This window comes from Chryseobacterium sp. 22543 (assembly GCF_052044565.1).
Taxonomy (GTDB): domain Bacteria; phylum Bacteroidota; class Bacteroidia; order Flavobacteriales; family Weeksellaceae; genus Chryseobacterium.
The window spans coordinates 38,277-51,009 of sequence record NZ_JBQENH010000010.1 but is presented as its reverse complement, the minus strand read 5'-3'; the positions used below and the strand labels follow the sequence as shown (position 1 = coordinate 51,009).

The 12,733-nt window shown below is 35.6% G+C and carries 11 protein-coding genes and 3 tRNA genes; 7 read left to right on the top strand and 7 right to left on the bottom strand.

Annotated elements, in window-relative coordinates; translation table 11 throughout:
- Positions 1–287: 287 nt before the first annotated feature.
- Genes ACTJIP_RS22750 through ACTJIP_RS22740 form a run of 3 tightly spaced genes read left to right on the top strand, consistent with a single transcriptional unit; the run spans position 288 to position 2,521 of the window.
- A complete protein-coding gene (locus ACTJIP_RS22750; RefSeq protein WP_077415763.1) occupies positions 288–1,715 on the top strand; it encodes a hypothetical protein in 1,428 nt (475 codons plus the stop codon).
- A gap of 40 nt (positions 1,716–1,755) precedes the next feature.
- Positions 1,756–2,178: a transposase gene (locus ACTJIP_RS22745; protein ID WP_077415761.1), complete on the top strand. Its 423-nt coding sequence runs from the start codon at positions 1,756–1,758 to the stop codon at positions 2,176–2,178.
- Positions 2,179–2,209: 31 nt separating this feature from the next.
- Complete coding sequence (locus ACTJIP_RS22740; protein WP_077415759.1) at positions 2,210–2,521, top strand: hypothetical protein; 312 nt, start codon at positions 2,210–2,212, stop codon at positions 2,519–2,521.
- Positions 2,522–3,089: 568 nt separating this feature from the next.
- Here the strand turns inward: ACTJIP_RS22740 and ACTJIP_RS22735 are convergent.
- From ACTJIP_RS22735 to ACTJIP_RS22725, 3 genes are all read right to left on the bottom strand, one after another.
- A tRNA-Arg gene (locus ACTJIP_RS22735) sits at positions 3,090–3,163 on the bottom strand.
- A 32-nt stretch (positions 3,164–3,195) separates the two neighbouring features.
- Positions 3,196–3,270: transfer RNA gene (locus tag ACTJIP_RS22730), tRNA-Pro, on the bottom strand.
- A 14-nt stretch (positions 3,271–3,284) separates the two neighbouring features.
- A tRNA-Ser gene (locus tag ACTJIP_RS22725) sits at positions 3,285–3,369 on the bottom strand.
- Between the two features lie 135 nt (positions 3,370–3,504).
- On the opposite strand from ACTJIP_RS22725, the gene ACTJIP_RS22720 reads away from it, so the two are divergent.
- From ACTJIP_RS22720 to ACTJIP_RS22705, 4 genes are all read left to right on the top strand, one after another.
- Positions 3,505–4,530 (top strand): N-acetylmuramoyl-L-alanine amidase, encoded by a 1,026-nt coding sequence (locus ACTJIP_RS22720; RefSeq protein ID WP_077415757.1) that lies wholly within the window; start codon positions 3,505–3,507, stop codon positions 4,528–4,530.
- 72 nt (positions 4,531–4,602) lie between these two features.
- Entirely contained in the window at positions 4,603–6,003 is a 1,401-nt protein-coding gene (gene aspA / locus ACTJIP_RS22715; RefSeq protein ID WP_077415755.1) for an aspartate ammonia-lyase, read from the top strand.
- Between the two features lie 86 nt (positions 6,004–6,089).
- Positions 6,090–6,944 (top strand): glycosyltransferase, encoded by an 855-nt coding sequence (locus tag ACTJIP_RS22710; protein ID WP_219072318.1) that lies wholly within the window; start codon positions 6,090–6,092, stop codon positions 6,942–6,944.
- A 121-nt stretch (positions 6,945–7,065) separates the two neighbouring features.
- Positions 7,066–8,106, top strand: a complete 1,041-nt coding sequence (locus ACTJIP_RS22705; RefSeq protein WP_440705125.1) for a hypothetical protein — start codon at positions 7,066–7,068, stop codon at positions 8,104–8,106.
- Between the two features lie 59 nt (positions 8,107–8,165).
- On the opposite strand, the gene ACTJIP_RS22700 is transcribed toward ACTJIP_RS22705, so the two are convergent.
- The 4 genes from ACTJIP_RS22700 to ACTJIP_RS22685 form a co-directional block, all read right to left on the bottom strand.
- On the bottom strand, positions 8,166–9,665 hold the full coding sequence (locus tag ACTJIP_RS22700) for a lipopolysaccharide biosynthesis protein (protein WP_077415749.1): 1,500 nt from the start codon (positions 9,663–9,665) through the stop codon (positions 8,166–8,168).
- Between the two features lie 9 nt (positions 9,666–9,674).
- Positions 9,675–10,469, bottom strand: a complete 795-nt coding sequence (locus ACTJIP_RS22695; RefSeq protein WP_077415747.1) for an FkbM family methyltransferase — start codon at positions 10,467–10,469, stop codon at positions 9,675–9,677.
- 264 nt (positions 10,470–10,733) lie between these two features.
- Positions 10,734–11,399 carry a DUF2461 domain-containing protein gene (locus ACTJIP_RS22690; protein ID WP_077415745.1) on the bottom strand — a complete coding sequence of 222 codons (666 nt, stop codon included), beginning with the start codon at positions 11,397–11,399 and terminating at the stop codon, positions 10,734–10,736.
- A 92-nt stretch (positions 11,400–11,491) separates the two neighbouring features.
- Positions 11,492–12,721: an ABC transporter permease gene (locus ACTJIP_RS22685; protein WP_047380899.1), complete on the bottom strand. Its 1,230-nt coding sequence runs from the start codon at positions 12,719–12,721 to the stop codon at positions 11,492–11,494.
- Positions 12,722–12,733 lie beyond the last annotated feature (12 nt).

Genomic DNA, 12,733 nt, shown 5'->3' with positions numbered 1-12,733 from the left:
CTTTGTAAATAACAATTCATATATTAAATATGTTTTAATCTATTGGAATAATAAAGAGGTTGTTTTAAATCATATTGCATAAATGAATTAATGGTATTGTAAATATCCTGTTTGTTTATAAATACATTTGTCTTGTGCCAAGTGAGGCAATTTCCCTAAAAAACAAATCAAATACATTTACAATCATGAAAAAAAATTTATTACCCTTACTAATTACCATTTTAACAGTATCGAATGTTTTTTGTCAAGTAGGTATAAACACAACAAACCCTCAGGGTATACTTCACATGAAAAACGTAACAAAGAAATTAGGTGTAGTGATGCCTATTGTGGATTCTGCTCCCTCAACAGTTACTCCAGCAGGTGCTGTTCCAGTGGAAGCTACGGTTGTATATGATTCTATAAAGCAATGTTTACGACTGAATACATCTGCAGGATGGTCAGATTGCCTTCTGGATAAGTCAACAGTAGAGGGATTGATATCAACATCTGTTCTAGGAGATAGGTTTTGGATGGTTAGCAAATATTCTAGTACTACTAGTCCGCTTATGCAAAAAAGATTTGATTATTCGTATTATACTAGTGCTTTCAATAGTATTACAGATAAGAACTTTCTTACGGGGGCTGGTTATACATCATATGGTTTAGGTCTTTCCCCTGCCGGAACCCAAAGTCCAGCTACCAGATTGATGGCAAAATCGGCACTTACAACAAATAGTGGTTTAGAGTCTAGAACTGTCATTACCACTTCCGGGGATATCTTTGTTACCGGATCTAATTATGGTGGGAAACTTGGCACCGGAGGTAATGGAGATGTGATAAGCAGCTGGACGAAAGTTACTATAGCAGGTTTGGCAGCTGGGGAAAATCCAATTCAGGTTCAGCAGAGTGCTTATAATACAATCATATTAACAAATCTTGGTAACGTATATGCTGCGGGTGAAAATGCAAGAGGGCAAACCGGACTAGGAACTACAGTAGGAAATACTTTAACTTATACTAAAATACCAACATTGAGCAATATTAAATCTATTTGGAGTGAACAAGAAAGAACTCCTTATAATATGTTTACTGCTATCGATGCAACGGGTAAAGTATTTGCCTGGGGATATAATTTCTATGCAGGACCTTGGGGAGCCACTGCAACATTTATTTCTACCCCTCAGGATATAACCAGTTTTTTTGCTCCGGCAACAGCATCAGGTGCTAAAGTGGTTAAAGTAATGATTGGGTATTACTCTTTGATTGCGCTGATGGATAATAATACATTATGGGGGTCTGTAGCACAAGGATTTCCACTATATAGGATAGGTAAAGGAAATGCAAATGCCACCAACAGTAATTTAATGTTGCTTTCTGACAGTATTTCCTTAGCTTCTGGTGAGACAATTGTTGATTTTGATATGGATATGGACGGAGCCGTAGTGATTACCAATCATTTTATATGGTATACAGGTTTCTCTTATGGTTATAGATTTGGAAATGGTGGTGTTGGCCAAAGCGTAAACTGGACATTGCATTCTACTTCATTGCTTGATGGTGACGTAACATTAACAGCTGTGGATATGGGGTATTATGGGGTGATGATTGCGACTGGAAGTGGTGTTACAGAAGGTGGAAGCCGATTATTGGTTGCAGGATATAATGGTTTTAAAAGTTTAGGTACTACTCCGGCAACTGGAGATGTTCAAAACTTAACATATGCTACATATTAATTAAGTTAATTAACTAAATCGTAAAAATGGTTAAGGAAATATGGAATTTAAAGATATTCATATTGGTCGTTTAATTGAAAAAAGAGTTTTGGAATGTGAATTAGATTTGGAAAGAATCTGTAGTTTCTTTATGTGTAGTACTGAGGAGGTCTATAGAATGTATCACCTGAAAAGTATGGATTCAGAAATTATTCTTCGTTGGAGTAAATTAACCGAGTATGATTTTTTTAGAATATACACGCAACATTTAATTTTATATTCTCCAGCTACTGAGAATAATGTTAAAGCTTCATCAACGACCCTTCCAAGATTTAAAAAAAATATTTATACCAAAGAGATAATTGATTTTTTCTTAGAGTTAATAAATTCTGGAGAAAAAAGTAAAAATGAGATTATTGAAGAATATAATATTCCAAAGACTACCCTTTATAAATGGGTTGTTAAATATAGTGTAAATCAGTAGTTTATGTAATTTTAATTGTTAATAACAAGATATGAAAGCGTCTTCACCTAATTATAAGAAAATATTTTACGATATGATTGTTAGAAAATATCCTCATAAAATGGAAAGTGCAATAGGAACTCTCGTAAAGACGAATTTTACGGTATTAGATGTCATAAAAATTAACCAATTACTGGTGGAAGATAGCAATAATGAAAATGCAAAATTTAAATCTTATGATAAGACAACCATATTAATGGTTCTTAATTATCAAAAAGATAATAATTTAAACAATACCCAAACAGCAAGGCATTTTAAGTTAAGTAGAAATACATTAACCAAATGGAAGAGAATAGTTTGGTAAAAATGTATTTTTAATTGCTATAATAGATTCTAAATCATGTTTTTATTATATTAATACTATCTCACAACAATCTATATAAAAAAATCGAGGAGTGAATGCCTCGATTTTTTAGTTTTAAAATATCCAATCCTATTAATTAACTATATGTGTACATTTACAAGTTTTCAGCCAAGTCTGAGTTGACCTACTTTGCTTGTTATAGCTACTATATTCGTTCTGTTAGTTTTAATAGTCTCATTAAAAGTATCGTTAATTGATCCTAATTTCCAGACTAAATCGTAGCTAATTCAGTTTAGAGGCTAGAAGTTTTTATAGTATTTCTATGGCTCGTTTATTTTGAAGAATATGACCTTTAAAGAAGATTATAGGGAAAGGAAATAAAGAGCAGTGCAAAATTAGAGGCTGATAAGCTGGAAGAAGAACTGAGGTATTTGGTTTCAGAAACTAGTATATGACATTCAAGCCAGGCTTGATAATACCCTAAATCCTATTTCAAAGTATCTCAAAGCGTTATAAACAGGGCAATATAGAAACAAAAAAGACTTACTGGAAACAGTAAGTCTTTATGTGAGCGCGAAAGGATTCGAACCTTTGACCGTCTGCTTAGAAGGCAGATGCTCTATCCAGCTGAGCTACGCACCCATTAAGTAATTTTGAGAAAACTACTAAAACAGTCGGGGCGGCAGGATTCGAACCTGCGACCTCCTGGTCCCAAACCAGGCGCGATGACCGGACTACGCTACGCCCCGAATATATAAAAGAGCGGAGGGTAAGGGATTCGAACCCTTGCGACACTTTCGCGTCGACAGTTTAGCAAACTGCTCCATTAACCACTCTGGCAACCCTCCTTTTTGTTTATTTTTTAATGATCGTTGTTCCGTTATTGCGAGTGCAAATATAGAACAGATTTCCTTATTTACCAAATAAAATTCAAGAAAATTTTGTGTATTTTTGAAGTAATAAATCATCCAAAAACCAAACTGATGCGTAAGACATTATATATCATCGGATTAAGCACTTTTGTTTTTTCATGTACTTCTCAGCAAAATGTGAAAAAAAATACTTACAAACCGAAAACCCCAATAACACAGGCGAAACCGAAGGTTCAGACAACACCTCCGGTTGCTCCGAAACCAAAAGTAGTATCCGATCGTGGAGTTGACTTTTTTACTACTAATATAGCAGACCCAACAAAAAATGATAATACGATAAGTTATGGTTCTATTGTATCTGCAAAACCGGGAGGATATAAAGTTGTAAAGACTTATTTCCCTGCAGTAGCCCAAAACTTCAGACAACGTTACTTAATATTACATTATACAGCTCTTGCAGATGACAAATCTATTACCGTTCTTACCCAGCAGGCGGTGAGTGCCCACTATCTGGTAAACAATACAGGAGACAACGAGATCTATCAGTTGGTAGACGAAAACAAAAGAGCATACCATGCAGGAATCAGTTCATGGAGAAATGACAAAAATCTTAATGATACTTCTATTGGGATTGAAATTGTAAATGCCGGCTATACTACAGATGCTACAGGTAAAAGAACATTTGCTCCTTTTAGTGATGATCAGGTGAAAAAAGTGGCAGCATTGGTTAAAGATATTGTAACAAGATATCAGATTCAGCCTAATTATGTACTTGCTCATTCAGATATTGCTCCTACAAGAAAACAGGATCCGGGACCAATGTTCCCATGGAAAAAACTGTATGATGAATACCAGATTGGGATGTGGTATGATGAAGCAGCCAAGCAAACTTATCTTGAGGCAGCGCAGGCAGACATTACGGCAAGATATAATGAATCCAGCTTTATTTTCCTTATTCAGACTTCATTGCAGAAATTTGGATACGGATTGGAGCCTAGCGGAACCTGGGATGATGCCACCAAGAAGACAATTGAAGCATTCCAGTACCATTTCCGTCCGCAGAATTATGACGGAATCATGGATGCCGAAACATGGGCAATACTGCAAGCTTTAAATCAAAAATATCCAGTAAAATAATTCAAATTAAAGCGCATCGGTTAGATGCGTTTTTGCTATCTTTAAACGATCAAAAACAGTAAAATATCTGTAATGGAAAATTTCAGGAAAGAAAGTGATCTATTAGGCGAACTGAATGTGCCTTTAGATGCTTATTATGGGGTTCAGACACAAAGAGCTATTGATAATTTTAAAATTTCAGGACAGCTTTTGTCTTCATATCCGGATTTCATAAAAGGGTTGGCTTTTGTAAAAAAAGCGGCAGCAAAAACCAATTATGAACTAGGACTTTTAGATGAAAGCCTCTATTTTAAAATAGCAGAAGCGTGTGATGAAATTGTAGACGGGAAATATCATGACCAGTTTCCGGTAGATATGATTCAGGGTGGGGCAGGAACCTCCATCAACATGAATGCCAATGAAGTAATTGCCAATATAGTATTGGAGAAATTAGGGAAAAATAAAGGAGAATACGAATTCTGTTCACCTAATGATCATATCAACCTTTCCCAGTCAACCAATGATGCTTATCCTACAGCCATCAAAATGGGATTGCTGCAGATGAACATCGGACTGGTAGAAAAGCTTGAAAAAATTATTGCTGCATTCCGTGCAAAAGGAAAGGAGTTTCATGATGTCATCAAAATGGGCCGTACACAGCTTCAGGATGCCGTTCCAATGACTTTGGGGCAGGAGTTTGAAGCGTATGCAGCTACATTAGAAGAAGATATCTCCAAGCTGAATAACAATGCAAATCTTTTTGTTGAAGTAAACATGGGGGCAACAGCTATCGGAACGGGATTAAATGCTCCGGTAGGTTATGCTACACTTTGTGCTAAAAACTTGGCTCAGATTACAGGATACCCAATTGTTTCAGCACCGGATTTAGTGGAAGCAACACCAGATACAGGATCTTATGTAATCTACTCTTCAGCAACGAAGCGTCTTGCTGTGAAATTATCAAAGATCTGTAACGATTTAAGATTATTGTCATCAGGTCCGAGAGCTGGGCTTTTTGAAATCAACCTTCCGCCAATGCAGCCGGGATCTTCTATCATGCCAGGTAAAGTAAATCCGGTAATTCCGGAAGTGGTAAACCAGGTTTGTTTCAAAGTGTTCGGGAATGATCTTACCGTGACTTTTGCAGCAGAAGCAGGACAACTGCAGCTTAATGTAATGGAGCCGGTACTTTCCCATGCAATCATGGAAAATATCAACTTTCTTTGCAATGCTTTAGATACCCTTCGCGAGAAATGTGTGGTTGGAATTACGGCTAATAAAGAGATCTGTCTGAATATGGTGAAGCACAGCATCGGTATTGTAACAGCGCTTAACCCTTATATCGGGTACAAACAGTCTACACAGATTGCCAAAGAAGCATTGGAAACCGGGAAAAGCGTTTACAACCTTGTTCTTGAAAAGGGAATTCTTTCCCAGGAGAAACTGGACGAAATCCTTGATCCGAAAAATATGCTGAAACCGCATAATAAATAAATTCTATAAACGATGAATGATCAATGATAATTGATATCCTAAAATCTTCTTATCATTGATCATTGATCATTAATCATTGATAATTCGTGAGGTTTTTAATTATAATTCCTGCTCATAACGAAGAAGACAACCTCTCCTTTACGCTGGATTCTTTACAAAAGCAAAGCAGCAAAGATTTTAAAGTAGTGGTAGTGAATGACGGTTCTGTAGATAGAACCCCTGAAATCATCAGGAAATATACAAAGACTGATTCCCGTTTTGAAACAGTCAATCTTCAGAAATCTGCACATCAGCCCGGTTCTAAAGTTGTTCATGCTTTTAAAAATGGCCTCCGGACTCAATCGATGGATGAATTTGATATCATCTGTAAATTTGATGCCGATATCATCCTTCCGGAAAACTACCTGACAGCAGTAGAAACAGCTTTTACAAACAATCCGGAATATGGGCTCGTAGGAGGTCTTTTGTACATAGAAAAAGACGGAAAGTGGATCTATGAAGGAAATTCCAATAAACATCACGTAAGAGGTCCTATGAAAGCTTACCGTAAAGAGTGTTTTACTCAGATCGGAGGCTTAAGGGAAACTTTAGGCTGGGATAATATTGATTCCATACTGTTGGAAAATCTGGGATGGAAGGAAATTGTTCTTCCGGAACTTAATGTGAAGCTGATTAAAGTAAAAGGAGCTGATTATACCATACGGCCTGCGGATTATTATGGCAGGTACTTTTATTTCTTAGGCCTGAACAGGTTTCTGGCTTACATTGCCTCCTCAAAAGAAGCGATGAAAAGCAAGTCTCCATCATTTTTCTTTGATATTATAAATTCCTATGAAAATTGCAGATCAAAAAAAATGGAGCTTAAAATTACAAAAGAAGAGCAAAAAGCAATTAATGATCAGCGTTGGAGAATGCTGAAGAAGAAATGGCTGAAGATGTAAGGGAATAATTTGTAAACTTTGATATAGATCAATAGGAATGGGCTTTAGCCCGTTTAATTAAAAAAATAAAAAATCCACTGGCTTTAGCCAAAATTTATAAGACTTAATTCCCGCTAACCCTGTGAAAAAAATAGCTTACATAGAAATAGACACGCACGCAGAAATTGCTCAGGCTTTTATAGATGTTATGGAAGGCTCTCAGGATTTTACGGTAGATTATTATTTTTCAAAAAGAATCAAAGATCATATCAATCATCGTAATGAAGCTGTTTTTTTATCAGACAGTTCTATGATTCTGGATCAGTTAAAAGGAAAAGGATATGATTTGGTTGTCATTGGAACTGTACATCGTTATTTTAATACATTTTTGGCGATAACAAAAAAGTATAATACAGCAATCATTACCCATAATCTTAATTTTGCAAAAGCTTCAAAACTGAATCTGATTAAAAGTATTTTCAAAGGAGATATTATTTTCAGAGTGAAATTGTGGCTCAAAGAAGGATTATTTTATAACACTAAAGTTTATAAGACATCCCGATCGCTTTTAGTGCTTGATGAGGCTTTGGTTTCAGGAAGACATCAGTTTTTGCCACTGTTTTATACCAGAGATTTTGATACCATTAAAAATGATAATCTTATTGTAGTTATTCCGGGAGGAGTTTCTCAGAAGAGAAGAGATTATGCTTATATTTTTAAAACAATTCAGAATGTAAAGACAGATAAGCATTGTGAGTTTGTATTCCTTGGAAAAGCAAAGGATCATGAATTAAAAGAGCTTGAACAGCTGTCGCAAAGACTGCCTGAAAATATCAGTATTACTTATTTCTCCGATAGAGTTTCTTCTGAAAATTTCGAAAAATGGATGCAGAAAGCGGATGTCCTATGGTGCCCTATTCAGCAGGAAACAGAGTTCTTCAGCATGAAAGAGACGTATGGCGTGACTAAAATGACAGGAAATCTTGGGGATGCAGTAGCTTACGGGAAATTGGCCGTTTTCCCTGAGGATTATCCTTCAAAACTTGAATTTATCATTCCTGAAAAAGAAAATATTCTTGATCAGTTAAAGACTTTATCAGGGACTCCATTTGACTTTTATAATACTTACAGTAAAGAAGTGGTGCAGAAAAAACTGAAACAGTTTTTGCATAGTCTGATGTAAGTAAAATCAATATACTTCAATAAATACCTTACCTTCTCCGTGTTTTCGCCTTAAAAAGTCTATTTAATCTTAAATACACTCTTGATGAACCTCATATTCAGATAGTCTTCAACCGGGAATATTTTGGTGAAATAATTTCCAATATAAATCAGTATCAGAACAACTGCCGGTTTATAAACAAGAGTAAGCAGATTGCTGTTGAAGTTGGGAAGAACAATAGCTACTGTAATCGCTAAAGTACAGATAATAGAGACAAAAATCATTTCAATGCTTAAAGGTGAAACCTTGAATACAATATAATTGAAAACGATTTTTACAACATTGTAAATCGTAAGAGAGATGGCTGTAGATAAAGCAATTCCAATCAGTTTCAGATCTGTATTTTTAATGAAATAATAATTAAGTCCAATTGTCAGCCCCGCCAGTAAAAGCATCACCAGAATATTAAATCTGTAATATTTTGAAAGAGAAATAATGTTTCCGTTGAAACCTGTTGCAAGATCTATCAACACGGCAGAACCCCAGATCCAGACTACAGGTTCATATTCTCTGAGCATAGTTCCGTTCTTGGGCATAAATTGGGTCAGATACGGGAATCCAACCATGATGCACGAGAATAAAACAGCACCAAGGAAATATAATGTTAAAGATGTTTTCTTGTGAAACCTGTCCAGCTCTTCCATATCTCCGTCTGCCAGCGTCTTGTTGATGATAGGAGCAGAAATATTAAATAATCCAAGCTGTGGAATAGAGATTAATGAGATCAGGGCATATAAAACAGAATAGATTCCTACCTCTTCCATTCCCATGAATTCCCCGATCATAAAGCTGTTGATTGCCAGATAATTTCCAAAAGTTCCCAGGAATCCGAAGAAACTGTAATTGAAAAAATCTTTCCAGAAATTATTTTTCTTAAAATAATCTGTATTAAAATCAAGTTTGATTTTCTCCAGTTTATTGGTATAATAGATATACCCCAAAAGCATTAAAAAGAATATTCCAAAAAAGAATGCAAAAGCAATTTTCTGCGATGTTACAGCAGTAAGATTCTGTGATAAAGCAAAGAAAAAGAGGCAGAAAGCTCCCAGATTTGCGATTTTCGGAAACAGATTGTCGAAAATATTGGAAACCACAATTCTTTTATAATTGGAAGTATATTTATTAAAAATAGCACAAAATGAAAGGATTAAAATCAGAGGAAGAATCATTTCTTTGATTTTCCATGCTTCCGAGTGCCTGAATTTTGGATAAAAATAGGGAAGTATAAAAAATACAACCGTGAAAATAAGAAAGTTGATAAAAACAGTGAGCAGCGACAATGACAGCATGTTTTGTTTTTTACCGTCTTTTTCTACCGTGTGAAAAAATTTTACGTTTGAATAGGAAATTCCCAAGACAACAAAAGGAACCAGCATTTCTGCAGTAGGGAGAATGTAGCGCAGCTTTCCATAAAATTCAAAATCATTCGGAAATATGAATATTGCGGAAACTGTGCCCAGCAAAAACCCAATATAACCGATAATGGAATATTTGAAGCCTTGTCTTGCTACTACACTCATAAAGTTGTTTTAAATGTTTTTAGGTATAAAAATAATATTGTTGATGTACTGAGTTTTATTTTTTTCGTCGTTTGTATTTTGTGTTATGATATCTTCTGTAAGACTTTCCAGGGTAAAGCTGTTTCTGTTCAGATATTTCGCTTCATATCCCCAGCTTATTACTTCAGATATTTCATTCCATATAGGAGTCTGGTGGTGTCTTTGTTCCATCTCAACCATTAATGTCGGTGTGAACTGTCGGATGGTTTCTCTTGCTCCTAAAAGTGTTTTTATTTCGTTTCCTTCAACGTCTATTTTGATAAAATCAAGCCTTTTGAAATGTTCCAGTGCAGCCCATTCATCCAGTTTGATCACTTTTACTTTTTCCGTATAGCTTTTTTCTTCTCCTTTTTCCTTGTATGAAGTGTTTAAAGTACCGCGGGAAGCAATTATTTTTCCGTTAATAATAGGTACTTTGAACTCGGCCATTATGTTTTCGTCAGAAAGAGCCAGAGGAAAAATATGCATTGCAGGAAACAGTCTCTTTAATCTACGGTAAAGCTTTTTATTAGGTTCAAAACCATAAATGTTATCGTGGTTCAAAGTGTTTTCCAATTGATATAGGAAAGTTCCCACATTAGCACCAATGTCCAATATAACAGCATTCTTAGAAAGGTATTCTTTGATCCATACCAGTTCCGGCTCTACATTACGTTCCGAAAAATTATTTTTATTAAGATTATTTAACGTTTTAAAATATCTTTTTTTATAGAAATTCGGACTTATATATTGTAGTTTTTCTGCGATTTTTTGGTATAAAGACATTCGTAAGCGTTTTGACGAACAGCAAAGATAAGCAAAAATGTAAAACTTTTCTTAAAAAATGTTAAATATAATAGATTGATTCTCAATAATTATCTTTTGTTTCTGTTTTGTAATCAGTTGTTTTTTAATGGATTTTAAATTTGTCACAGAAACATCTCTATACCCTGAATGTTTGTAAAGATTCAGAAATAGAAAGTTTATTACCAGTTATCTGTGAAAACTTGTGTTACCTGTTGGTAAAAAACATCTGTGTTTCAGGATAAATTAAAGAAAAGGAGTGTTCAGGAAATCATTGAATGGTTTCATCAGTTTGAAAACTTTATTCATGTTTTTCACAGCATTTTTATCCAGTACTTCCTCATCTTTTAAAGAGTATACTACAATGAAATTTTTAAGTTTCAGATATTCTCCCATAGGATCCTCTTTCTCGAAACCTTGCGGGATTTTTTTCAGTTTGTCGTCCTGGTCAAGTTCCGGGAAGTGCTTTTTAAAATCCTTATTATTGAGAATTTTAAGGAAATCATCACCATACAACGATATTTCTTTACGTACTTCTTTCAGAACTGAAGATTCTGGCATATAGATACCTCCGGCTAAAAAGGATTTTCCAGGTTCCATATGAAGATAGTAACCTCCTTTCTGATTTCCTTTTCCCATTCCCAGAGATGCTCCGAAATTGGTTTTATAAGGAGATTTGTCTTTTGAAAATCTTGTGTCTCTGTAAATTCTGAACAAGGCTTTTTTACTGTCAATTTTAGCAAGTTCTTCATCAAAACCTGACATCTCTTTAATCAGTTCATCCAGAAATGAAACAACGTTTTGCTGAGATTCAGTATACAGGTTTTTATTTTCATTAAACCATTCTCGGTTATTGTTTTTATTTAATTTGTTTAAAAAATCAAATGTTTTGGAAGAAATACTTGCAGACATATCGTATTAGGTGTTTTTTATCGTTGTTAAGTGAGATTTATAAAGGCTTCTCAACCCCGAATCCCGAATCTCACAACTCAAATTTACAAAAACTATTCATATCTCAATGCCTCAATAGGATCAAGTTTTGAAGCTTTCAGCGCGGGATAATACCCGAAAAATACTCCCGTCACGGCACATACGATAAAGGAAACAATAATGGAAGATTCCGTAATGAAAGTAGGCCACGAAAGGAAAAAAGTAACCAGTTCTGAAGACAGAATACCTAAAAGTACTCCAAGAATTCCACCGGTAATACTGATAAGCACAGCTTCAATAAGAAACTGGTACAGGATATCTTTTCCTCTGGCACCAATAGACATTCTCAGCCCGATTTCTTTGGTTCGTTCCGTAACGGATACATACATAATATTCATAATTCCGATTCCTCCTACAATAAGCGAAATACCGGCAATAGCAGATAACAGAACTGTCAGAAGCTGGCTGGTGGAACTCATGGTAGAGATAAGCTCAGCCTGAGTTCTCACACTGAAATCGTCATTGCTTCCGTCGACAGGAAGCTTATGTTGCTTTCTCAAAATTTCTGAAACCTGATCGGTAGCCTGCTGTGAAGTATTTTCACTGGAAGAAGCTGCATAAATGGTCTGAACATAGGTGATTCCTAAAAATCTTCTCTGAACAGTGTTGAATGGTGCAATAATGACATCATCCTGATCCTGCCCAAATGCATTGGAGCCTTTTGGAGCCAGGATTCCGATAACTTTCATGGGAACTTTATTGAACCTGATAACGGCTCCTACGGGATCTTCACCATTGGGAAATAAATTATTGTAAACCGTTTGCCCTAAAAGACAGACCTTATTGGAAGATGACACATCTTTTCTGGTGAAAGAGTTGCCATTCGCAATGCTCCAGTCTCTGATGCTGAAATATTCTTCATTCACACCTTGTAATTGAGTAGGCCAGTTATTAGGCCCGTTGATAGACTGTCCATTAGTTTGTACAGCAGGGGAGACATAAGAAACATCAGGAGCTCCTTTTGAAATAGCGTCTGCATCCTGCGGTCTCAGTGTCTGTAATCCAGAAGCCCCGATTCTGGCCCCTCCGGAAACATTCACATTACTGGACGGACGTATGGTAATCATATTGGAGCCCATAGAAGAAAGCTGATCACTGATACTTTTTTTTGAACCTTCTCCAATGGCTGTCATTGCAATTACCGAAGCCACACCGATAATAATACCGAGCATGGTTAAAAATGCACGAAGTTTATTCCGTAGGAGGGCTTTCCAGGCAATTCTAAAGAGGTTTGAGAGGTTCATTGTAATAAATTT